At 58.7% G+C, this 22,368-nt stretch carries 20 protein-coding genes; 2 read left to right on the top strand and 18 right to left on the bottom strand.

The features are described from left to right. Positions 1-87 precede the first annotated feature (87 nt). The 8 genes from AACY50_RS22270 to AACY50_RS22235 all read right to left on the bottom strand — a co-directional run bounded on the left by AACY50_RS22270 (position 88) and on the right by AACY50_RS22235 (position 8,915). Positions 88-978 (bottom strand): ABC transporter permease subunit, encoded by an 891-nt coding sequence (locus tag AACY50_RS22270; protein ID WP_221734038.1) that lies wholly within the window; start codon positions 976-978, stop codon positions 88-90. Continuing rightward, positions 975-1,856 (bottom strand): ABC transporter permease subunit, encoded by an 882-nt coding sequence (locus AACY50_RS22265; RefSeq protein WP_221734061.1) that lies wholly within the window; start codon positions 1,854-1,856, stop codon positions 975-977. The genes AACY50_RS22270 and AACY50_RS22265 overlap by 4 nt, the downstream gene beginning before the upstream one ends. A gap of 35 nt (positions 1,857-1,891) precedes the next feature. Then, entirely contained in the window at positions 1,892-3,034 is a 1,143-nt protein-coding gene (locus AACY50_RS22260) for an ABC transporter ATP-binding protein (RefSeq protein WP_339430405.1), read from the bottom strand. A gap of 66 nt (positions 3,035-3,100) precedes the next feature. Beyond that, positions 3,101-4,198 carry a polyamine ABC transporter substrate-binding protein gene (locus AACY50_RS22255; RefSeq protein ID WP_339430406.1) on the bottom strand — a complete coding sequence of 366 codons (1,098 nt, stop codon included), beginning with the start codon at positions 4,196-4,198 and terminating at the stop codon, positions 3,101-3,103. A 187-nt stretch (positions 4,199-4,385) separates the two neighbouring features. Then, a complete protein-coding gene (locus AACY50_RS22250; RefSeq protein WP_339430407.1) occupies positions 4,386-5,498 on the bottom strand; it encodes a polyamine ABC transporter substrate-binding protein in 1,113 nt (370 codons plus the stop codon). 173 nt (positions 5,499-5,671) lie between these two features. Then, positions 5,672-7,036, bottom strand: a complete 1,365-nt coding sequence (locus AACY50_RS22245) for an aspartate aminotransferase family protein (RefSeq protein WP_339430408.1) — start codon at positions 7,034-7,036, stop codon at positions 5,672-5,674. A gap of 56 nt (positions 7,037-7,092) precedes the next feature. Next, positions 7,093-8,451, bottom strand: a complete 1,359-nt coding sequence (locus AACY50_RS22240) for a glutamine synthetase family protein (protein ID WP_339430409.1) — start codon at positions 8,449-8,451, stop codon at positions 7,093-7,095. 95 nt (positions 8,452-8,546) lie between these two features. Then, a complete protein-coding gene (locus AACY50_RS22235) occupies positions 8,547-8,915 on the bottom strand; it encodes a glutamine amidotransferase (RefSeq protein WP_339494889.1) in 369 nt (122 codons plus the stop codon). 278 nt (positions 8,916-9,193) lie between these two features. Here AACY50_RS22235 and AACY50_RS22230 point away from each other — a divergent pair, with 278 nt between their 5' ends. Continuing rightward, positions 9,194-10,570 carry a glutamine synthetase family protein gene (locus AACY50_RS22230; protein WP_339430411.1) on the top strand — a complete coding sequence of 459 codons (1,377 nt, stop codon included), beginning with the start codon at positions 9,194-9,196 and terminating at the stop codon, positions 10,568-10,570. Between the two features lie 189 nt (positions 10,571-10,759). Further along, positions 10,760-11,392 carry a TetR/AcrR family transcriptional regulator gene (locus AACY50_RS22225; protein WP_339539180.1) on the top strand — a complete coding sequence of 211 codons (633 nt, stop codon included), beginning with the start codon at positions 10,760-10,762 and terminating at the stop codon, positions 11,390-11,392. Between the two features lie 51 nt (positions 11,393-11,443). On the opposite strand, the gene AACY50_RS22220 is transcribed toward AACY50_RS22225, so the two are convergent. The 10 genes from AACY50_RS22220 to argA form a co-directional block, all read right to left on the bottom strand. Then, positions 11,444-11,659 (bottom strand): TOBE domain-containing protein, encoded by a 216-nt coding sequence (locus AACY50_RS22220; protein WP_003229256.1) that lies wholly within the window; start codon positions 11,657-11,659, stop codon positions 11,444-11,446. A 27-nt stretch (positions 11,660-11,686) separates the two neighbouring features. Beyond that, on the bottom strand, positions 11,687-12,493 hold the full coding sequence (gene ssuB / locus AACY50_RS22215; protein WP_339430413.1) for an aliphatic sulfonates ABC transporter ATP-binding protein: 807 nt from the start codon (positions 12,491-12,493) through the stop codon (positions 11,687-11,689). Then, entirely contained in the window at positions 12,490-13,272 is a 783-nt protein-coding gene (gene ssuC, locus AACY50_RS22210) for an aliphatic sulfonate ABC transporter permease SsuC (RefSeq protein ID WP_339430414.1), read from the bottom strand. The genes ssuB and ssuC overlap by 4 nt, the downstream gene beginning before the upstream one ends. Then, positions 13,269-14,429, bottom strand: a complete 1,161-nt coding sequence (gene ssuD / locus AACY50_RS22205) for an FMNH2-dependent alkanesulfonate monooxygenase (protein WP_339430415.1) — start codon at positions 14,427-14,429, stop codon at positions 13,269-13,271. The genes ssuC and ssuD overlap by 4 nt, the downstream gene beginning before the upstream one ends. A 25-nt stretch (positions 14,430-14,454) precedes the next feature. Next, on the bottom strand, positions 14,455-15,435 hold the full coding sequence (locus AACY50_RS22200) for a sulfonate ABC transporter substrate-binding protein (protein ID WP_339464665.1): 981 nt from the start codon (positions 15,433-15,435) through the stop codon (positions 14,455-14,457). Between the two features lie 101 nt (positions 15,436-15,536). Further along, positions 15,537-16,130: an NADPH-dependent FMN reductase gene (gene ssuE / locus AACY50_RS22195; RefSeq protein ID WP_339430417.1), complete on the bottom strand. Its 594-nt coding sequence runs from the start codon at positions 16,128-16,130 to the stop codon at positions 15,537-15,539. 335 nt (positions 16,131-16,465) lie between these two features. Continuing rightward, positions 16,466-17,104: a peroxiredoxin gene (locus AACY50_RS22190; RefSeq protein WP_339430418.1), complete on the bottom strand. Its 639-nt coding sequence runs from the start codon at positions 17,102-17,104 to the stop codon at positions 16,466-16,468. A gap of 297 nt (positions 17,105-17,401) precedes the next feature. Next, a complete protein-coding gene (locus tag AACY50_RS22185; RefSeq protein WP_339464664.1) occupies positions 17,402-18,748 on the bottom strand; it encodes an OprD family porin in 1,347 nt (448 codons plus the stop codon). 411 nt (positions 18,749-19,159) lie between these two features. Beyond that, positions 19,160-20,485, bottom strand: coding sequence for an OprD family porin (locus AACY50_RS22180; protein ID WP_339430420.1), 1,326 nt, complete (start codon positions 20,483-20,485; stop codon positions 19,160-19,162). 562 nt (positions 20,486-21,047) lie between these two features. Beyond that, positions 21,048-22,349, bottom strand: a complete 1,302-nt coding sequence (gene argA / locus AACY50_RS22175) for an amino-acid N-acetyltransferase (protein WP_339430421.1) — start codon at positions 22,347-22,349, stop codon at positions 21,048-21,050. Positions 22,350-22,368: the final 19 nt, after the last annotated feature.

Here is a 22,368-nt window from a genome sequence, read left to right as displayed (position 1 = left end):
GCTGGCTGGAGGGGCCTCGTCGCGAGCCTGCCCGCTCCCACCGTTATGATTGGGTTGGCCTGCGCAATGAGGCCAACCCGGCATGGCTTACACCGCTTCCGGCGCCTGTGCGCGGCGCACGTCCGGCTGCTTCCACGAATCGGCAGCGCTTTCTTCGATGGCTTGCTGGATGGCTTTCTTGCGGGCTTCTTCGGCGCGGCGGCTGAAGAACCAGACCAAAAACGTCACGATCGACACCGCCAGCAGAATCAGGCTGGCCACAGCGTTGATCTCAGGCTTCACGCCCAGACGCACCGCTGAGAACACTTCCATTGGCAGGGTCGTCGAACCCGGGCCGGAAACGAAGCTCGCCAGTACCAGATCGTCCAGCGACAAAGCGAACGACATCATGCCACCCGCCGCCAGCGACGGCGCGATCATCGGGATGGTGATCAGGAAGAACACCTTCCATGGCCGTGCCCCCAGATCCATCGCTGCTTCTTCGATCGACAAGTCCAACTCACGCAGACGCGCCGACACCACCACCGCCACATACGCAGCACAGAACGTCGTGTGAGCGATCCAGATGGTGACAACGCCACGCTCCTGCGGCCAGCCGATCATTTGCGCCATGGCCACGAACAGCAGCAACAGCGACAGACCGGTGATGACCTCTGGCATAACCAACGGCGCGGTCACCAGACCACCGAACAGCGTACGCCCCTTGAAGTGGGTGATACGGGTCAGCACGAACGCCGCCAGTGTGCCCAGCGCCACCGCGGCAACCGCGGTGTAGCAGGCGATTTCCAGCGAGCGCAGCACCGAGCCCATCAGTTGGCTGTTGTCGAGCAGGCCGACGTACCACTTGATCGACCAGCCGCCCCACACCGTCACCAGTTTCGAGGCGTTGAACGAGTAGATCACCAGGATCAGCATCGGCAGGTAGATGAACAACAAACCCAGAACCAGCATCAGGCTGGAGAAACGGAAGCGCTTCATTCTTTACCCTCCATTTCCTTGGCCTGACTGCGGTTGAACAGGATGATCGGCACAATCAGGATCGCCAGCATCACCACCGCCAGCGCGGACGCCACCGGCCAGTCACGGTTGTTGAAGAACTCTTGCCAGAGCACTTTACCGATCATCAGGGTTTCCGGACCGCCGAGCAGTTCCGGGATCACGAACTCGCCCACCACCGGGATGAACACCAGCATGCAGCCGGCAATGATCCCGTTCTTGGACAGCGGAATCGTGATTTTCCAGAAGCTGTTGAAGGTACTCGAACCGAGGTCGGAAGCCGCTTCCAGCAAGCTCTGATCGTGCTTCACCAGATTGGCGTACAGCGGCAGGATCATGAACGGCAGGTACGAATAGACCACGCCGATGTAGACCGCCAGGTTGGTGTTGAGGATTTGCAGCGGCTGATCGATCAACCCCATGCTCATCAGGAAACCGTTGAGCAGACCGTTGTTGCTGAGGATGCCCATCCACGCGTAAACGCGGATCAGGATTGCGGTCCAGGTCGGCATCATGATCAGCAGCACCAGCACCGTTTGCAGCTCTTTACGGGCGCTGGCGATGGCGTAGGCCATCGGGTAGCCGATCAGCAGGCACAACAGCGTGCTGAAAAACGCCATCTTCAGCGAGCCGAGATACGCGGCAATGTAGAGTTCGTCGTCACCGAGCAACGCGTAGTTGCCCAGGTTCAGCAGCAGTTCCAGCTTCTGCTCGGCGAACGTGTAGATCTCGGTGTACGGCGGAATGGCCACATCGGCTTCGGCGAAGCTGATCTTCAGGACGATGAAGAACGGCAACATGAAGAACAGGAACAGCCAGATGAACGGAACCCCGATGACCAGTTGACGGCCATTGGGAATTATTCGGTTAAGCCGTCGTTTGAACTTGCGCATGTTCATGAGCGAAGTACCACGCCGCTGTCATCTTCCCACCACACGTAAACCTGATCGCCCCAGGTCGGACGTGCGCCACGACGCTCGGCGTTGGCAACGAAGGACTGCACCAGTTTGCCGCTCGGCAATTCGACGTAGAACACCGAGTGACCGCCCAGATAAGCAATGTCATGCACCTTGCCGCTCGACCAGTTGTATTCGCAGGTCGGTTGATCGGCGGTGACCAGCAGCTTCTCAGGACGGATCGCGTAAGTGACCGACTTGTCCTGCACCGAGGTGCTGATCCCGTGACCCACGTAGATCTGCCGGTCGAGGTCATTGCAGGTGATGGTCGCGTGGCCCTCGGCGTCGTCGATCACTTCGCCTTCGAAGATGTTGACGTTGCCGATGAATTCGCAGACCAGGCGGCTGGTCGGGGTTTCGTAGATGTCGATCGGGCTGCCGATCTGGGCGATCCAGCCCAGGTGCATGATCGCGATGCGCTCGGCCATGGTCATGGCCTCTTCCTGGTCGTGCGTCACCATCACGCAGGTCACGCCGACGCGCTCGATGATCTCGACCAGTTCCAACTGCATCTGCGAACGCAGTTTTTTATCCAGTGCGCCCATCGGCTCATCGAGCAGCAGCAGCTTCGGCCGCTTGGCCAGCGAACGTGCCAGCGCCACACGCTGACGCTGACCGCCGGACAGTTGATGCGGCTTGCGCTTGGCGTACTGGCTCATCTGCACCAGCTTGAGCATCTCGGCCACGCGGGCCTCGACCTCAGCCTTGGGAATCTTGTCCTGCTGCAAGCCGAAGGCAATGTTCTGCGCCACCGTCATGTGTGGGAACAAGGCGTACGACTGGAACATCATGTTGATCGGTCGTTCGTAAGGCGGCATGTCGGTGATGTCGACGCCGTCGAGGAAAATGCGCCCCTCCGTGGGCCGTTCGAACCCTGCCAGCATCCGCAACAGAGTGGATTTGCCCGATCCCGAACCGCCGAGCAGGGCAAAAATTTCGCCCTTTTTGATTTCCAGGGACACATCGTCCACGGCAATCGTCTCGTCGAACTTCTTCGTGACCCGGTCGATTTTGACCAACACCTGTTTAGGTGTCTGGTCGCCCTCGAGGGCTTTCTTGTAGGCGCCGGAGGCAACTGCCATTTACGAAACTCCCAGAAAAAAAGAGTGCAGTTCGTCCAATGCGGACGAACCCAGGATGTTTGTGCCTTATTTGCCCGACTTGACCTTGGTCCAGCTGCGGGTCATCAAACGCTGAATATTGGGTGGCAATTCGGTCGACACGTAGGTCTTGTCGAGGACTGCTTGCGGTGGATAAACCGCTTCGTCGGTGCGAATGGACTGTTCCATCAGCTTGTCCGAACCCGGATTGGGGTTGGCGTAACCGACATAATCACTGACCTGGGCGATCACCTCAGGCTTGAGCAAATAGTTGATGAAGGCGTGGGCCTCTTTGACGTTGTCCGAATCCTTGGGGATCGCCAACATGTCAAACCACAGCGCACCGCCCTCTTTCGGAATCGAGTACGCAATGTTCACGCCCTTCTTGGCTTCAGCCGCCCGGGACTTGGCCTGGAAGACGTCACCGGAAAAGCCGACCGCCACACAAATGTTGCCGTTGGCCAGATCCGAAATGTATTTGGAGGAGTGGAAGTAAGTCACATAAGGCCGTACCGCCAGTAACTTGGCCTCAGCCTTTTTGTAATCTTCAGGATTGGTGCTGTTCGCGTTCAGCCCCAGGTAATTGAGCACGGTCGGCATCATTTCATCGGCCGAATCGAGGAACGCTACGCCGCAGCTTTGCAGCTTCTTGATGTTCTCTGGCTCAAACAGCACGGCCCAGGAGTCGATCTTGTCGATGCCCAATACCGCTTTGACTTTGTCGACGTTGTAACCGATGCCGTTGGTGCCCCACAGGTAAGGCACGGCGTAAAGGTTACCCGGATCGTTCTGCTCAAGACGTTTGAGCAGCGCAGGGTCGAGATTGGAATAGTTGGGCAGTTGCGACTTGTCGAGCTTTTGGAACGCGCCCGCCTTGATCTGCTTGCCCAGGAAGTGGTTCGACGGCACGACCACGTCGTAACCGGTACGCCCGGCCAGCAGCTTGCCTTCCAGGGTTTCGTTGGAGTCGAACACGTCATAGACCGGTTTGATGCCAGTCTCTTTCTCGAAGTCGGCCAGCGTGTTCTCGCCGATGTAATCCGACCAGTTATAAATGTGCACGGTACCGGCGGCCTGGGCACCAACAGCGATCGTCAGGCCGGTAGCAACCAGCAGTGCATTGCGCAAAGAAGAAAAAACAGGCACGTGGAGGTCCTCTAGATTAGGTGGGCCCAAGTTGCCCCGCGCGGCATGACAGCCATGGCTGCCCGACAACAAAACCGGCGCGCAACTTACCCTCGAAAAACCGTTCCAGCAAAACTTTCTGTCATTTATTTGTCCCGCTGACCGGCCTCGCAAAGACGACGGCCAGCGGTTGCTGCCTCAAACCGGCTTATTTGCCCGATTTGATCTTGGTCCAGCTGCGGGTCATCAAACGCTGGGTCGCGGCCGGCAAGTCGGCAATCGCGTACAGTTTGGCCAGCACGTCGGCCGGTGGGTAAATGCCCGGGTCGCTGGTGATGTCTTTATCAACCAGTGGCGTTGCAGCGGCGTTACCGTTCGGGAAACGCACGGCGTTGGTGATTTCAGCCATGATTTCCGGCTTCTGCAGGAAGGTCATGAACTTGTAGGCGCCTTCGACGTTTTCGGAATCTTTAGGGATGGCGATCATGTCGTAGAAGCTGCCGGCACCTTCCTTCGGAATGTTGTAGCTGACTTTCACCTTGCCACCGGCTTCAGCCGCGCGGGACTTGGCCTGGTAAATGTCGCCCGAGTAACCGATAGCGACGCAGATGTTGCCGTTGGCCAGGTCAGAGATGTACTTGGAGGAATGGAAGTAGGCGATCGAAGGACGCACCTTCATGATCAGCGCTTCAGCCTTGGCGATGTCTTCTTTCTTCTGGGTGTCGGTTGGCAGGCCCAGGTAGTGCAGCGCCACCGGAATCATCTCGGTTGGCGAGTCGAGCAGACTGATGCCGCAGGATTTCAGCTTGGCAGCGTTTTCAGGCTTGAAGATCAGGTCCCAGGAGTTGACCGGCGCATCGGCACCCAGTGCAGCCTTGACCTTCTCGGCATTGAAGCCGATGCCGATCGAGCCCCACATGTACGGGAAGGCGTGCTCGTTGCCCGGGTCGCTGACCGACACAGCCTTGAGCAGGTCGGTGTTCAGGTTTTTCCAGTTAGGCAGCTTGGACTTGTCCAGTTTCTGGTAGACGCCAGCCTTGATCTGCTTGGCCAGGAAGTTGTTCGACGGCACGACAATGTCGTAGCCCGATTTGCCCGCCAGCAATTTGGCTTCGAGGGTTTCGTTGCTGTCGAAAACGTCGTAGACGACTTTGATGCCCGACTCGTCTTCAAACTTCTTGATGGTGTCCGGGGCGATGTAGTCGGACCAGTTGTAGACGTGCAACACCTTGTCGTCCGCCTGAGCCGCAGCGGCCATGATTCCCATCAGGGACATGGCGAGCAGAGTCTTGCCAGCGAGCTTTTTGCCTAATGCCTTCATGCGTTGATGCTCCAAATTTTTTCTTTTTTGAACCACTTTGTTCAGCGGCCGAACCCGGACAACTGGAACCGCGACTAGTCTGGCAAGTTCAGAGGCGGTCTTTCAAGAAAAGACCCGCCTTTGTGACAGCTTTGAGCAAGAGCGCCGCGGCTCCCCCGCTCAGAGCCTAGCACTTAGCCTTGTACCGCACTGAGGGTCAGGTCCAGACACTTGCGCGCCTTGGTCACCAGCTCATCGATCTCCGCTTTGCTGATCACCAACGGCGGCGCAATGATCATGGTGTCGCCCACAGCGCGCATGATCAGCCCGTTGTCGAAGCAGAACTGACGGCAGATCATGCCGACACCCTTGCCTTCGTAACGCTTGCGAGTGGCCTTGTCCTGCACCAGCTCGATCGCCCCCAGCAGACCAACACCGCGAACTTCACCTACCAATGGGTGATCGTTCAGTTCCCGCAGACGTTTCTGCAAATACGGTGCCGTTTCGTTGCGCACGGTCTCGATAATTTTTTCTTCGCGCAGAATCCGGATGTTTTCCAGACCCACCGCCGCCGCCACCGGGTGGCCGGAGTAAGTGAAGCCGTGGTTGAAATCGCCACCTTCGTTGAGCACCGCGACCACTTCGTCACGCACGATCAGACCACCCATCGGGATATAGCCGGACGTCAGGCCCTTGGCGATGGTCATCATGTCGGGCGCAAGGTCGTAGAAATCGCTACCGAACCACTCACCGGTACGACCGAAACCGCAGATCACTTCGTCGGCAACGAAGAGGATGTCGTACTTGGCGAGGATTTCCTTGATGCGCGGCCAGTAGGTGTCGGGCGCAATGATCACGCCACCGGCACCCTGGATCGGCTCGGCAATAAAGGCACCGACGTTGTCGACGCCGACTTCGAGAATCTTCTCTTCCAGTTGATTGGCCGCCCAGACACCGAACTCTTCTGGCGACATGTCGCCGCCCTCGGCGAACCAGTACGGCTGCTCGATGTGGACGATGCCCGGGATCGGCAAGTCGCCCTGCTCGTGCATATACGTCATGCCGCCCAGGCTCGCGCCGGCCACGGTCGAACCGTGATAGCCGTTCTTGCGGCTGATGATGACTTTCTTGTCTGGCTGGCCCTTGATCGCCCAGTAGTGGCGAACCATGCGCAGCATGGTGTCGTTGCCTTCGGAGCCGGAACCGGTGAAGAACACGTGGTTCATGCCTGCTGGCGCGACGTCAGCGATGGCCTTGGCCAGTTCCAGCGCTGGAGGATGCGCGGTCTGGAAGAACAGGTTGTAGTAAGGCAGTTCGCGCATCTGCTTGCTGGCGGCGTCGGCCAGTTCATCGCGACCGTAACCGATGGCCACGCACCACAGCCCGGCCATGCCGTCGAGGATCTTGTTGCCTTCGCTGTCCCACAGGTAAACGCCTTTGGCGTTGGTGATGATCCGTGGGCCCTTCTCTTTCAACTGCTTGAAATCGCTGAACGGGGCCAGGTGATGATCGCTGCTCAGCGCTTGCCACTCACGGGTTTGCGGGTTGTTGCTGGTCATGCCAATTCTCCTTGTCAGAGGTGAAGGCGCGCCGCCTGAGCGCCGCGCCTGGCGTATCAGACGGCGAAGAGCAGGTACTCACGCTCCCACGAACTGATCACGCGCTTGAAGTTTTCATGCTCGGCGCGCTTGACCGCGACATAGCCGGTGATGAAAGTTTTGCCGAGGTATTTCTCGATGGTCGCGCTGTTTTCCATGCGTTCCAGCGCATCCTCAATGGTCAGCGGCAGACGCAGGTTGCGGCGTTCATAGCCACGACCAACGACTGGTGCGCTCGGGTTCAGACCCTCGACCATGCCGATGTAACCGCAGAGCAGGCTCGCCGCGATCGCCAGATAGGGGTTGGCATCAGCGCCCGGCAAACGGTTTTCCACCCGGCGGTTATGCGGGCCGGCATCCGGTACGCGCAGGCCCACGGTGCGGTTTTCTTCGCCCCATTCCACGTTCACCGGTGCCGAGGTGTCCGGCAGGAAGCGACGGAACGAGTTGACGTTCGGCGCGAACAGCGGCAACAGCTCAGGGATCAGTTTCTGCAAACCACCGATGTGGTGCAGGAACAACTGGCTCATGGTCCCGTCTTCATTGGAAAAAACGTTCTTGCCGGTCTCGATGTCGATGATGCTCTGGTGCAAGTGCATCGCACTGCCCGGCTCGCCGGTCATCGGCTTGGCCATAAAGGTGGCGGCCACGTTGTGCTTGAGCGCGGCTTCGCGCATGGTGCGTTTGAACACCAGAATCTGATCGGCCAGCGACAGCGCGTCGCCGTGACGGAAGTTGATTTCCATCTGCGCCGTGCCGTCTTCGTGGATCAGCGTGTCGAGGTCCAGCTCCTGCAGTTCGCACCAGTCATAGACGTCTTCGAACAGCGGATCGAATTCGTTCGCCGCTTCAATGGAGAACGACTGGCGACCGATTTCCGGACGACCCGAACGGCCGACCGGCGGCTGCAACGGATAGTCAGGGTCGTCGCTGCGCTTGGTCAGGTAGAACTCCATTTCCGGCGCCACGATCGGCTGCCAGCCCTTGTCGGCATAGAGTTTCAGGACTTTCTTGAGGACGTTGCGCGGCGACAGCTCGATCGGATTGCCTTGCTTGTCGTAGGTGTCGTGGATCACCTGCGCGGTGGGCTCGATGGCCCACGGCACCAGGTACACGGCGTTCTGGTCGGGGCGGCAGATCATGTCGATGTCGGCCGGGTCGAGCAGTTCGTAATAGATGTCGTCTTCGACATAGTCGCCGGTCACGGTCTGCAACAGCACGCTCTCTGGCAGGCGCATGCCTTTCTCGGCGATGAACTTGTTGGTCGGCGAGATCTTGCCCCGGGTGATGCCGGTCAAGTCGCCGACCATGCATTCGACTTCTGTGATCTTGTGGTCTTTCAACCAATCGGTGAGCTGGTCGAGGTTGTTACTCATAAATGCCTCTGGGCTGAGTCTCCTGACGCTAGGTCAGGCAAAGTTTGACGCTTGTGCGTCGCGTTAAAGGGGGCTTGCTTGCGCGCAGTACCGGCTTACGCCTGGCACCGCGCATAGACAATGAAAGAAGAGCTTACCTGCCCTTTACGCTGGCGTTGCATTTCTTGTGCACTCTGGAAACGTACAGCCGCGCGTGCAGAATCATGAGCACGACGTGGGGAGCGGCGCAGGCTTTGGGAGAGAAAGAGAACTATATTGGAAGGAGACGCCATAAAGAGGATGCTTGCCCGTACGTCCAGAATATCGGACGGTGCCGTATGGCCGGCTGCTTGCGAAAACATCGTCAACAGGCCACGCGCCATGCTGGCTACGCTACGGACGGATTTGTCGCCACTGATGTGATGAGCATGCAGACCGGACTGTTGCGAGCAGTCGGTGATGCCGATTAACGGCAGGCGAGACATGAAGCACCCCGGTATTATTGCTGTTATGGGTTTGATCGGAGCTTAGCCTTGTTCATTTTTTTACACAACACCCCCGTAAAAAATACAACACGGCCTGCTCAAGCCCGCGGGTGCCAAGCGTGCCAAAGGCAAAAAACCGCCCCAAAGTGCCCCATAAATGCCCTTGCAGCGCTTTTTTAGGGCAAAAAAGGCCTCGCTTGACTTCGGCAGGCCGTTCGGGTTGACTGAAACCAGAAAAGATCAATGATTGATATTTTTAACAACAAAGGTGTTGCATCATGTCGGTACCCCCGCGTGCCGTTCAGCTTAATGAAGCGAACGCGTTCCTTAAGGAACATCCTGAGGTTCTGTACGTTGACCTTCTGATTGCGGATATGAATGGTGTGGTGCGCGGCAAGCGCATAGAACGCACCAGCCTCCACAAGGTTTACGAGAAAGGCATCAACCTGCCGGCCTCTCTATTTGCTCTGGATATCAATGGTTCGACGGTGGAAAGCACCGGTCTGGGCCTGGACATCGGCGACGCCGATCGTATCTGCTATCCAATCCCCGACACCCTGTGCAACGAGCCTTGGCAGAAGCGCCCGACCGCGCAACTGTTGATGACCATGCACGAACTGGAAGGTGATCCGTTCTTCGCCGATCCGCGCGAAGTGCTCCGTCAAGTTGTTGCAAAGTTTGACGAGATGGGCTTGACCATCTGCGCCGCATTCGAACTCGAGTTCTACCTGATCGACCAGGAAAACGTGAACGGCCGTCCGCAGCCGCCACGCTCGCCGATCTCCGGTAAGCGCCCGCACTCGACGCAGGTTTACCTGATCGACGACCTCGACGAATACGTCGACTGCCTCCAGGACATTCTGGAAGGTGCCAAAGAGCAAGGCATCCCGGCCGACGCCATCGTCAAGGAAAGTGCCCCGGCGCAGTTCGAAGTGAACCTGCACCACGTCGCCGACCCGATCAAGGCATGCGATTACGCTGTATTGCTCAAGCGTCTGATCAAGAACATCGCCTACGACCATGAAATGGACACCACCTTCATGGCCAAGCCTTACCCGGGCCAGGCGGGCAACGGTTTGCACGTCCACATTTCGATTCTTGATAAAGATGGCAAAAACATTTTTGCCAGCGAGGATCCCGAGCAGAACGCCGCACTGCGTCATGCGATCGGCGGTGTGCTCGAGACCCTGCCGGCGCAGATGGCTTTCCTCTGCCCGAACGTCAACTCCTACCGTCGTTTCGGCGCACAGTTCTACGTGCCGAACTCGCCGTGCTGGGGCCTGGACAACCGCACCGTGGCGATTCGCGTACCGACCGGCTCTGCAGATGCCGTGCGTATCGAACACCGCGTGGCCGGCGCCGACGCCAACCCGTACCTGCTGATGGCTTCGGTACTGGCAGGCGTGCATCACGGCCTGACCAACAAGATCGAGCCAGGCGCGCCCGTCGAAGGCAACAGCTACGAGCAGAACGAGCAAAGCCTGCCGAACAACTTGCGCGATGCACTGCGTGAGCTGGACGACAGCGAGGTGATGGCCAAGTACATCGATCCGAAATACATCGATATCTTCGTCGCCTGTAAAGAGAGCGAGCTGGAGGAGTTCGAACACTCCATCTCCGACCTCGAGTACAACTGGTACCTGCATACCGTTTAAGCGGTTGTGGCGCCAAAAGGAACGCCGTTGGCTATTGCAGCCAACGGCGTTTTTTTATGGCCCGCACCCTCGGGATGAATGGTGAGTACACAGAGATCAACTGTGGGAGGGGGCTCGCTCCCGAAGGCGTCCTGGCAGACAACACACACACTGGCTCGTACAATGCCCGCTGCCCCGCAGGAGACTTCCATGACGCGACCCGCCCCCATTCGCAAACCCCGCGCCCGCAGTCAGGCACGGATCGATTCGATACTCGACGCCGCACGCACGCTGCTGGCCGCCGAGGGTGTGGCCAGTCTGTCGATCTACAGCGTGGCCGAGCGCGCACAGATTCCGCCCTCCTCCGTTTACCACTTTTTCGCCAGCGTCCCGGCGCTGCTCGAAGCACTGACAGCCGATGTTCACGCAGCCTTTCGCGCCTGCCTGCAAGCGCCAATCGACCATGAAACCCTGCGCGACTGGCGCGACCTGTCACGACTGGTCGAACAACGGATGCTGGAGATCTACGACGAGGACGCCGCGGCGCGCCAACTGATCCTCGCCCAGCACGGTCTTACCGAAGTCACCCAGGCCGACCGGCAACACGACCTCGAACTGGGCGACCTGATGCACAAGCTGTTCGAGCATCATTTCGAACTGCCGAGACTGCCGGAGGATGTCGACGTGTTTGCCCTGGCGATGGAACTGGGTGACCGCGTCTATGCACGCTCGGTGCAGCAACACGGACAAATCACACCGCGCATGGCTGAAGAAGGGATGCGGGTGTTCGATGCCTATATCGGGCTGTATCTCCCCCCCTATCTGCCCAAGAGAATTCGCTAGCGCCCTCTTCGCGAGCACGCCGCAGACTTCAAGCCAGGTACAAACAGCGGCTTACAACTTGGCGATCGACACCTCGGTGGATTTCACAAAGGCAATCACCTCGCTGCCGACCACCAGTTCCAGCTCCTTGACCGAGCGGGTGGTGATCACCGAAGTGACGATGCCCGAGGCGGTCTGCACGTCGATTTCCGACAGCACGTCGCCAAGGACAATTTCCTTGATCGAGCCTTTGAACTGGTTACGCACGTTGATGGCTTTGATAGTCATGGCAATGATTCCTGTCGTTTGCTTGAGTTATTGCGCCCAACGCAGTTGCGCAGGCAGTGGTGAAACAGGTTCCGGCGCCGGCGGTTCGCCAGGCAGGGAAAGAACGCGGTTGAGCACTTCGGTTTCCAGTGCGGCCAGCCTGTGCGAACCGCGCACGCGAGGGCGTGGCAGTTCCACAGGCAGATCGAGACCGACTTCGCCGTCCTCGATCAGAATCACACGGTCGGCAATCGCCACCGCTTCGCTGGCATCGTGGGTCACCAGCAACACGGTGAAGCCGTGTTGCTGCCAGAGGCGTTCGATCAGTTGCTGCATCTCGATCCGGGTCAGCGCATCCAGCGCGCCGAGTGGCTCGTCGAGCAATAACAGTCGCGGTTGGTGGATCAGCGCCCGGGCCAGAGCAACACGCTGCTTTTGCCCTCCGGACAAAGCTGCCGGCCATTCGTTGGCACGATCCGCCAGCCCGACCGCGTCGAGTGCTTCGAGCGCCTTGGGACGCCAGTTGCCCGCGAGACCGAGGCCAACGTTGTCGATGATCTTTTTCCACGGCAGCAACCGTGCTTCCTGGAACATCAGCCGGGTGTCTTCCCGCACATCGCCGAGCGGCGCGCAGCCCGCAAGCAGGTCGCCGCCAGTCGGTTGATCGAGCCCGGCGAGCAGGCGCAGCAAGGTACTTTTGCCGCAACCACTGCGCCCGACCACCGCGACAAACTGCCCCGCCGGAATGTGCAGATCGATGTCACGCAAAACCTGGCGTGAACCGAAGGTCTTTTGCAGGTTGCGCACCGCCAGCGGTATACCGCGCAGCAGGCGTGGAGGTTGTTGAGCCGTCATGCCGCACCTCCCCTGGCAACCTGATAGGCCGGATGCCAACGCAGCCACACACGTTCAAGTCCACGGGCGGCGAGGTCGGCGAGTTTGCCGAGCACCGCGTAAAGCAGGATTGCCAGCACCACCACGTCGGTTTGCAAGAACTCCCGGGCGTTCATCGCCAGATAGCCGATGCCGGAACTGGCCGAAATGGTTTCAGCGACGATCAGCGTCAACCACATAAAGCCCAGCGCGAAGCGCACCCCGACCAGAATCGAAGGCAACGCGCCCGGCAGAATCACCTGCCGGAACAGGCTGAAACCGGACAAGCCATAACTGCGCGCCATCTCCACCAGCGCCGGGTCGACATTGCGAATGCCGTGGTAGGTGTTGAGGTAGATCGGAAACAGCGTGCCCAGCGCCACCAGAAAAATCTTCGCCGACTCATCGATGCCGAACCACAGGATCACCAGCGGAATCAGCGCCAGATGCGGCACGTTGCGGATCATCTGCACCGAGCTGTCGAGCAGGCGCTCGCCCCATGTCGACAGCCCGGTGATGAACCCCAGCACCAGACCGATGCTGCCCCCGAGGGTGAAACCGAGTGCCGCGCGCCAACCACTGATCGCCAGGTGCGTCCAGATTTCACCGCTGCGCACCAGGCGCACGCCGGCCTCGATCACCGCCACCGGTGCCGGCAGAATCCGTGTCGACAACCCACCGGCCGACACCGACAACTGCCACACCGCCAGCAACAACACCGGCAACGCCCAGGGCGCGAGGCTGTGGATAATTTTCTTCATGGCGCGCCCACGCTTTGCGACGCGGTTTTGGGAAGAATGTCGTTGGCAACCATCTCGCCGAACGGGCTGACATACCCGGTGCTTTTCGGCCGTTCCGGGCGCTCGATGTCCAGGTGCGGGAACAGCAGTTCCGCCACGCGATACGACTCTTCGAGGTGTGGATAACCGGAGAAGATAAAGGTGTCGATGCCCAGATCCGCGTATTCCTTCACCCGCGCCGCCACGGTCGGGCCATCGCCGACCAGCGCCGTCCCGGCACCGCCACGCACCAGACCGACACCGGCCCACAGGTTCGGGCTGACTTCGAGGTTGTCGCGACTGCCGCCATGCAATGCCGCCATGCGTTGCTGACCGACCGAATCGAAACGCGCCAGCGAAGCTTGAGCACGGGCGATGGTGTCGTCGTCCAGATGCGAGATCAAGCGATCCGCCGCTTGCCACGCTTCGGCGTTGCTTTCACGGACGATCACATGCAGACGAATGCCGAAGCGCACGGTACGTCCGAGCTTGGCCGCTTTGGCGCGCACTTGTTCAATCTTCTCGGCCACTGCCGCTGGCGGCTCGCCCCAGGTCAGCACCATTTCAACCTGCTCGGCAGCCAGGTCCTGCGCTGCTTCCGACGAGCCGCCGAAGTAAAGCGGCGGACGCGGTTGCTGGATCGGCGGATAGAGCAACTTGGCGCCCTTCACACTGATGTGCTGTCCGTCGTAGTCCACGGTTTCGCCTTCCAGCACACGGCGCCAGATGCGGGTGAATTCCACCGAGGCCTGATAGCGCTCTTCGTGACTGAGGAACAAACCGTCACCGGCCAATTCTTCCGGGTCACCGCCGGTCACCAGGTTAAACAACGCGCGGCCGCCAGAGAGGCGATCCAGCGTCGCGGCCTGGCGCGCCGCCACCGTAGGGGAAACGATCCCGGGGCGCAGGGCGACGAGGAACTTCAGACGCTGGGTCACCGGGATCAGCGACGCCGCCACCAGCCAGGAGTCTTCGCAGGAACGCCCGGTGGGAATCAGCACACCGCCAAAACCCAGGCGATCCGCCGCTTGCGCGACCTGTTGCAGATAACCGTGGTCGACGGCGCGGGCGCCTTCGGCGGTGCCCAGGTAATGGCCGTCGCCGTGGGTAGGCAAGAACCAGAAGATATTGAGGCTCATGGAGTGGTCTCCTTGGGAATTGGAATTACTGGGCTTGGCTGACTGAGCGTTGGGCCACGGCGGGCGCAGGGGTCCAGATCACGTCCTTGACGCTTAACGGCTTGGGAATCAGCTTGAGCTGGAAGAACGTGTCGGCGATTTTCTGTTGTGCGGCGACCACGTCCGGGGTCAGGAACAGCGCCCCAAAACCCTGGCGCTTCATCGACGTCAGGGTGATATCCGCCGGCAGCCCGAGCAGCGGCGCAACCTGTTGGGTCACCGCTTCAGGGTTGGCCTTGGACCATTGACCCACGGCACGCACTTCCTCGATGAGGGCTTTGATCACCTCGGGATGTTTGTGCGCGTAAGGCTTGGTCGCGAGATAGAACTGGTGGTTGTCGACAATGCCTTGGCCGTCACGCAGGGTGTGCGCCTGCAGTTGTTTTTCGGCGGCGGCCTGGTACGGATCCCAGATGACCCAAGCGTCGACACTGCCACGCTCGAACGCCGCACGCGCATCGGCTGGCGGCAGGAATACGGTCTGGATGTCGGTGTATTTGAGGCCGGCGTCTTCCAGAGCGCGCACCAGCAGGTAGTGAACGTTGGAGCCTTTGTTCAGGACGACTTTCTTGCCCTTGAGATCGGCCACCGAGGTGATCGGCGAGTCTTTCGGCACCAGGATCGCCTCGCTGTTCGGCGCCGGCGGTTCATAGGCGACATAGAGCAGATCGGCGCCGGCGGCTTGAGCGAAGACCGGTGGGGTTTCGCCCGTGACGCCAAAGTCGATCGAGCCGACGTTCAGGCCTTCCAGCAGTTGTGGGCCACCGGGGAATTCAGTCCATTGCACGTCCACGCCTTGGCCGGCGAGGCGTTTTTCCAGGGTTCCTTTGGCTTTGAGCAGCACCAGCGTGCCGTACTTCTGATAACCGATCCGCAACGTCTCGGCTTGAGCTTGAGTGATAGCGCCGAAGGTGACAGCCGCAGCAAACAGAGCGACCAGACCACGACGCAAAAATACAGTGCGCATAGCGCTCTCCTTTTTGCTGTTGGGTTTTGGCTGCACCTGCTTGCCCGTTGGCGGGCGAGTAAGGCGAGTACTTCATGTTTCGATGTATCTGGACAATCGGCTCAAATGCTCCAGCGAGCACTCAACAAACGTTCATTCAACAGGCCCGGCTCCAGCGGCTTCGGTCGGCGGGCGATGGCGCTGACAAACTGCTCCAGCGCCTCATGCAGACGCTGCTCCAGCGCCGGCGCCAGTTGCGCCACGGCACTGCCTTGGCCGTAAGCGATCTGGCTGTCCTCGGCAAAAATCCCTTGCAGCATTTCCTGGGCTTTCAATGCCGACAGCACAGGCTTGAGCGCGTAATCGACCACCAGCATGTGGGCGATGCTACCGCCCGTGGCCATCGGCAAAACAACCTTGTGGTGCAAGGCGCGCTCGGGCAGCAGGTCCAGCACGGTCTTCAGGGCACCGGAAAACGAAGCCTTGTAAACGGGCGTGGCGATCAGCAGGCCATCGGCGTTTTCAATCTGCGCCAGCAGGTCGAGTACCTTCGGGCTGTCGAAACGGGCGTGAAGCAAATCTTCGGCGGGAAAGTCCCGCACCTGATAACTCACCACTTCCACCCCTTGCGCCTGCAACCAGCGTTGCGAGCGCTCCAGCAGCACCCCGGAGCGGGAGCGCAGGCTGGGACTGCCACCGAGAGAGACGACCAGCATTGAGACCATTCCTTAAGCGTTACAGGCGATTCGCAGGATGCGATCTCGCGTCGATGTGAGTGACCTTACCAGTTGATTTATATATCCATAAATCATATTTATTTATTTGGTTATGCACTTTAGAGCTATGCGATTGACGTTCCCCCAGGCAAAAAAACAGGCCGTCAAACGGCCTGAAATCCCCTGCTGTTGGGTGCTGAAAATGCTGAACCCTGTGCTGATTGAACTGACGCCTTCGCGAGCAAGCCCGCTCCCACAGGGGGGGGAACGCATTTCAAAATGTGTGTGGGCTTGCTCGCGAAAGCGGTGGTGGCTACACCGCAAACTTCATTGATTCACTTGTTCGGCTGCGGCGTCAGGCGCAGGTAGGGTTTCACTGTGCGGTAGCCCTTCGGAAAGCGCCGCTTGATCTCGTCTTCATCCTTGAGCGACGGCACGATCACCACCTCATCACCGTCCTGCCAGTTGGCCGGTGTGGCCACTTTGTAGTTGTCGGTGAGTTGCAGCGAATCGATCACCCGCAAAATCTCGTGGAAGTTGCGCCCGGTGCTCGCCGGGTAGGTGATGGTCAGACGAATCTTCTTGTTCGGATCGATCACGAACAGCGAACGCACGGTCAAGGTGTCGCTGGCGTTCGGGTGGATCAGGTCGTACAAATCCGACACCTTGCGATCGGCATCGGCCAGGATCGGGAAGTTGACGAGAGTGTTCTGGGTTTCGTTGATGTCTTCGATCCATTTTTGGTGCGAATCCACCGGGTCGACCGACAGTGCGATGGCTTTGACGCCACGTTTGCTGAACTCGTCCTTGAGCTTGGCGGTAAAGCCCAGCTCCGTGGTGCACACCGGGGTGAAGTCCGCCGGGTGAGAGAACAGCACGCCCCAGCTATCGCCGAGCCATTCGTGGAAACGAATCTTGCCGGCGCTGGAGTCTTGTTCGAAATCGGGGGCGATGTCGCCGAGTCTGAGGCTCATGATGCTGCTCCTGATCAATGTTTGGAGACCTAAACTGTAGCTCGGCTTTCGTCCTTTAATAAAAGAATAAATAAGAAGACATCAATACCAAAAAAGAATATTAAACATCGTTCACTGGACGCTCGAGGGCATCGCGCCGAACATCGCTCGCAAGGTTCGAGAAGGCCTTGAGTAGCTGCAAAAGAGTGGAACTTCGGGGAGGGCTTACGGGGGTGAGTCTGACTCGAAAACGCAAAAGCCCCGTCCGGCGCGATGCCGGACGGGGCTTTTTTTACTTCAGCGAATCGAGACGCGCGATTACAGCAGCGGGATCGAGTAGCTGACGATCAGGCGGTTTTCATCCTGGTCACGCTGACCTGGGATGTCGTTGCGCCACATAGCGTTTTTCCACATCACGCCAACGTTCTTCAGCGGGCCTTCTGGTACGACGTAACCGATGGTCAGGTCGCGTTCCCACTCGGAGTTGCCATGGCCGTTTTCACGGCCATTTTTACCCACGGTGTCGATATTATCGCCACGCAGGTAAACCACACCCGCGGTCAGGCCAGGCACGCCAACCTTGGCGAAGTCATAGGAGTAGCGAGCCTGCCACGTACGTTCGCCAGCACGGGCAAACTTGGCGATCTGCATGTCGGTGGTGATGTAAGCCGAGGACCCATCACCCTGGTTCAGCCAAGGGAAGTCACTGCTGCCGTTGCTGACCTGGTAGCCGCCGCCGAAGGTATGACCTTCAACGCTATACAGGAACAAGCCGCTGTAAAGGTTGTTGTCGACTTTGCCCTTACCCGCATTGAAACCGGTGTAGTTACCGTTACTGAAATAAGCCGAGTCGTGGCCGTTCAAGCCGTCATCGGAGCTGTTGAAATAACGCAAGTCCGATTTCAACACGCCAGGGCCGATTGCCCAGTTGTGAACCAGGCCCAGGAAGTGCTGTTTGTAGAAGTCTTCCAGATTGCCGTAGTAGTACTGGGCAGTCAGGTCTTTGGTGATTTTGTAATCACCACCGGCGTAGATGAACTTGTTGCTGTTAGCCGTACGAGCACTTGCACCGCCAATGGCCAGGTTCTCGTTATTGCTGGAGTTACGCCCCTTCACAGCTTCGATCTGACCGCCAATCAGCGTCAGGTCTTTGATCTCGTTGGACGTGATCTGGCCACCTTGAAAGGTTTGCGGCAGCAGACGGCCATCGTTGGTCACGATGACTGGCAGCTTTGGCTGCAGGGTGCCGAGCTTGAGTTCAGTCTGGGAGATCTTGGCTTTGGCAGTCAGGCCCAGGCTGGAGAAGTTGTTAACCGCTTTGCCATTGGACTCACTTGGGAAAACCGTGCCGCCGTACGACGTGCTGCTGGTTGCCCCATTGGTGCCGCCACCCGAATCCAGACGCACGCCCAACAGGCCGATGGCATCGATACCGAAACCGACGGTGCCTTGGGTGTAACCGGAGATGAAGCGCAGATCGAAGCCTTGGCCCCATTCTTCAGCTTTGCTCTGGGTGGAGTGAGCACCCGAGTCACGGTTATCGTTATTGATGTAGAAGTTACGCAGCCCCAAGGTAGCTTTGCTGTCTTCGATGAAACCGGCGGCGCCTGCCTGCTGCGCCAAAACCCCTACGGCCACAGCCAGGGCCAAGGTGGACTTGTTCATGTATCGCTCCTATCGTTTCTAGTTCTTTTGTTGGCGGTTGCGGATCGATTGCCCGCAATCCTCAACGTGTCATTCGCGGCTGGCCGTTTACCCCCCAGCCAAAGCCGCGGAAGAATACCCCGGCATAATCCCAAAAAGAATTATCCAGCTCTTTTTCATAGCGTTAGGGTATATACAAACGCACCACCGATCCGAGGTATCGGCTGAAGCGCCGATTCCTGAATGCCAGGATTGTCGAGGGACAAAATGGCCAAAACACCGGGCAGATCACCGGCTCCGGACGGGCTCACTTTAGCCCCCCGCATAAAAAGCAAAAAAGAATAAAAAACAATTAGAAGCTCTAATTAAGGAATATCAAAAAAAACGCAAAAAAAACCTCGCCAAAGGGCGAGGTTCTTTTTCGAGAACTTTTTACATGAAGCTATAGGTGTAGTTGAAGATCAGACGCGTTTGATCCTGGCTGGCGATGCCGGTACCGCTGCCACGGTAAGTACCATGACGCACCGTCGTGCCAAACCCTTTCAGAGCACCTTGCTGAATGGTGTAGTCCACACGCAGGTCACGTTCCCACTCGGACTGATCGGCGCCACCGTTCTTGGCTTTGATGTCATCACCGTACAAGTAGGCAACCGAGGCTTTCAGGCCAGGCACGCCCAGCGCAGCGAAGTCATAGCTGTATTGACCGAACGTGGTGTTTTCACCAGCACGAATGAAGCTGTTGACCATCGCATCAGTGAACAGGTAGAAGCTCGCGCCCCCCGCACCTTCGTTACGACCATTGCCATCGACCACGTTGCCTTGGTTCAGGAAGACGAAACCACCGTCATCGTTGACGCGCTGATGACCCACCAGGAAGGCACTGCCACCCAAGGTGTAGGTGAACATCGCACTCCAGGTTTTGTTGTCAACTTCACCGGCGTTCTTGGCATAGCCGTTGTTGTTGTTGAACTGATAGCCGGCTTCGCCGTTCTTGCCGTCGGAGCTGCTGTCGAAATAACGGATATCGGTCTTGAACGACTGGTTGGTGCTGATCGGAAGAACGTGCACCAGACCGAAGAAATTCTGCTTGTAATAGTCTTTCAGGTTCGAGTGGTAGTACTGCAGGGTCAGGTCTTTGGTGACCTTCCAGTCAGCACCGGCATAACGGAACTGATTGCTGTCCTGCGTACCACCGGCCACGGCCAGGCCGGTACTGTTTGACGAGGCGCGACCCACCGCGTGCTCGAGCTGACCGGCGTTGAAGGTGACGTTGTCGATTTCCTTGGAGGTGATCGTGCCACCCTCGAAGGTTTGAGGCAGCAGACGGCTATCGTTCGCAACCAGAATCGGCAAGCTAGGTTGCAGCGCGCCACCCAAGTGAGCTTCGGTCTTGGACAGACGTGCCTTGACGTTACCTGCGATGCGGCTCCACGACTGCGTGGCCGAGCCGTCGGAATCACTTGGATTGAACGAATTATTGTTTGGGTGATGACCACGGCCACCGTCCAGGTGAATACCGCTGAGCGCCTGGACATCAAGACCAAAACCGACCGTGCCTTGAGTGAAACCGGACAGGTAATCGAACTTGAAGCCCTGCGCGGCTTCTTTCTGATCCGATCCGCCGTCACGATTGTCGGCATTGAAGTACATGGTGCGAGAACTGATGGACGCCTTGCTGTCTTCGATGAAACCCGCGGCGCCTGCCTGCTGCGCCAAAACCCCTACGGCCACAGCCACGGCCAAAGTGGACTTATTCATTGTTAAGCTCCTCTCGTTTCTAATTCTTGTTTTCCTGGCCCGGATCGATGCCCGAGTCCGAAGGTTCGCGATTAGCGCCAGAGCGTGACCCACAAGTCAATCGTAACTTTGTGTGTCTACGACCATGGTCTAATCTCCGGTTTTTTGGTCCATGCAGGTTCATGAATTCGTCATGAACCTGAAAAGAATGGATACCTTCTTTTCTAATACCCTTTAGGAATTTGAACCCCGCATTTGCGCGCTATGGTGCTCCCCACGACAACGCGCCAGTCAATTCCTGAAGGGTATTAAGAGCATCCTGTTTAGTCCGTTTTGCACTGAAGCAATCCAGACACAATTCCGTCACCCCAACAGCCAACCCAGCGCACTATCCGGGTCAATTGTTACAGTTTGTGTATCGGAAGATTTTTTCCGCTCACAGCGCAGCCGCCGTCCTTGCCGGCATGACCCGGCTCGATTCAGACGTCGTTTTCAGTGGTGGGAAATCAGGAGGAGAGTGTCAGAAGAAACACGATGGGATGGGGAGCTTGCAGCCTGTACCGGCTCCCCACCCCCTGATGAATCAAAGCGTCTTTTCGAAGATCTTCGAATTGCGCTGAAAGTTGTACAACGAGGCCCGCGCTGCCGGCAGACGCTCAACGCTGCTTGGCTCAAACCCACGCTCACGGAACCAGTGCGCAGTACGCGTGGTGAGGACGAACAATGTCTTCAAGCCTTGGGCCCGGGCACGAGTCTCGATGCGCTCCAGCAGTTCATCACCGCGACCGCCGTGGCGGTACTCCGGGTTTACTGCCAGGCAGGCCAGTTCGCCGGCATCCGATTCGGCAATCTGATACAGCGCCGCACAGGCGATGATCATGCCTTCACGCTCAACCACGCTGAACTGCTCGATTTCGCGCTCCAGCACTTCGCGCGAACGACGCACCAGAATGCCTTGCTCTTCCAGCGGGCTGATCAGGTCGAGCAAGCCGCCGACGTCTTCAATCGCCGCCTCGCGTACCAGCTCGAATTGCTCCTGGGCCACCAACGTACCGCCACCGTCACGGGTGAACAGTTCGGTCAGCAGCGCGCCGTTCTCGACGTAACTGACGATATGGCTTCGCGCCACGCCGCCACGGCAGGCTTCAGCGGCGGCATCGAGCAACTCCGCCTGATAATTGCTGCTGCCCAGACGCTGCAAATGCGCCGGTACTTGCTGCGGGCGCAGCTCACGCACCAGTTTGCCGTTCTCGTCGATCAGGCCAAGGTCAGCGCCGAACAGCAGTAACTTGTCGGCGCCCAGGTCAATGGCGGCGCGAGTAGCGACGTCTTCGCAAGCCAGGTTGAAAATCTCGCCGGTCGGCGAATACCCCAGCGGCGACAGCAACACAATCGAACGCTCGTCCAGCAAACGGTTGATGCCCTTGCGGTCGACCCGGCGCACTTCGCCGGTGTGGTGATAGTCGACCCCTTCCAGCACACCGATCGGCCGCGCGGTAACAAGATTGCCGCTGGCCACGCGCAGACGCGAGCCCTGCATGGGCGAGGAAGCCATGTCCATCGACAGGCGCGCTTCGATGGCGATCCGCAGTTGGCCAACGGCGTCGATCACACATTCCAGCGTCGCCGCATCGGTGATGCGCATGCCGTGGTGGTAATGCGGAGTCAGGCCGCGAGCGGCGAGGCGGGTTTCAATCTGCGGACGCGAACCGTGCACCAGCACCAAACGCACGCCGAGGCTGTGCAGCAGCACGATGTCGTGGACGATGTTGCCGAAATTCGGATGCTCAACGCCGTCGCCGGGCAGCATGACGACGAAGGTGCAATCGCGGTGGGCATTGATATAAGGGGACGCGTGACGAAGCCAATTAACGTATTCGGGCATGAACCTGGGCCTGTAATAA

Origin of the sequence: Pseudomonas sp. RA_15y_Pfl2_54 (assembly GCF_963971015.1) — a bacterium.
Classification (GTDB): Bacteria; Pseudomonadota; Gammaproteobacteria; order Pseudomonadales; family Pseudomonadaceae; genus Aquipseudomonas; species Aquipseudomonas baetica_A.
Note: the sequence above shows the minus strand (reverse complement) of the source record. Positions and strands in the feature narration are given on the sequence as shown.

Coding starts and splice junctions, on each gene's coding strand:
- AACY50_RS22220 (WP_003229256.1), bottom strand. CDS start 11,659: ATGACTATCAAAGCCATCAACGTGCGTAACCAGTTCAAAGGCTCGATC.
- AACY50_RS22200 (WP_339464665.1), bottom strand. CDS start 15,435: ATGCGCACTGTATTTTTGCGTCGTGGTCTGGTCGCTCTGTTTGCTGCG.
- AACY50_RS22235 (WP_339494889.1), bottom strand. CDS start 8,915: ATGTCTCGCCTGCCGTTAATCGGCATCACCGACTGCTCGCAACAGTCC.
- argA (WP_339430421.1), bottom strand. CDS start 22,349: ATGCCCGAATACGTTAATTGGCTTCGTCACGCGTCCCCTTATATCAAT.
- AACY50_RS22240 (WP_339430409.1), bottom strand. CDS start 8,451: ATGAGTAACAACCTCGACCAGCTCACCGATTGGTTGAAAGACCACAAG.
- AACY50_RS22190 (WP_339430418.1), bottom strand. CDS start 17,104: ATGAGCCTCAGACTCGGCGACATCGCCCCCGATTTCGAACAAGACTCC.
- ssuB (WP_339430413.1), bottom strand. CDS start 12,493: ATGACGGCTCAACAACCTCCACGCCTGCTGCGCGGTATACCGCTGGCG.
- ssuE (WP_339430417.1), bottom strand. CDS start 16,130: ATGCTGGTCGTCTCTCTCGGTGGCAGTCCCAGCCTGCGCTCCCGCTCC.
- ssuC (WP_339430414.1), bottom strand. CDS start 13,272: ATGAAGAAAATTATCCACAGCCTCGCGCCCTGGGCGTTGCCGGTGTTG.
- AACY50_RS22260 (WP_339430405.1), bottom strand. CDS start 3,034: ATGGCAGTTGCCTCCGGCGCCTACAAGAAAGCCCTCGAGGGCGACCAG.
- AACY50_RS22250 (WP_339430407.1), bottom strand. CDS start 5,498: ATGAAGGCATTAGGCAAAAAGCTCGCTGGCAAGACTCTGCTCGCCATG.
- AACY50_RS22270 (WP_221734038.1), bottom strand. CDS start 978: ATGAAGCGCTTCCGTTTCTCCAGCCTGATGCTGGTTCTGGGTTTGTTG.
- AACY50_RS22185 (WP_339464664.1), bottom strand. CDS start 18,748: ATGAACAAGTCCACCTTGGCCCTGGCTGTGGCCGTAGGGGTTTTGGCG.
- AACY50_RS22230 (WP_339430411.1), top strand. CDS start 9,194: ATGTCGGTACCCCCGCGTGCCGTTCAGCTTAATGAAGCGAACGCGTTC.
- AACY50_RS22180 (WP_339430420.1), bottom strand. CDS start 20,485: ATGAATAAGTCCACTTTGGCCGTGGCTGTGGCCGTAGGGGTTTTGGCG.
- AACY50_RS22225 (WP_339539180.1), top strand. CDS start 10,760: ATGACGCGACCCGCCCCCATTCGCAAACCCCGCGCCCGCAGTCAGGCA.
- ssuD (WP_339430415.1), bottom strand. CDS start 14,429: ATGAGCCTCAATATCTTCTGGTTCTTGCCTACCCACGGCGACGGCCAT.
- AACY50_RS22245 (WP_339430408.1), bottom strand. CDS start 7,036: ATGACCAGCAACAACCCGCAAACCCGTGAGTGGCAAGCGCTGAGCAGC.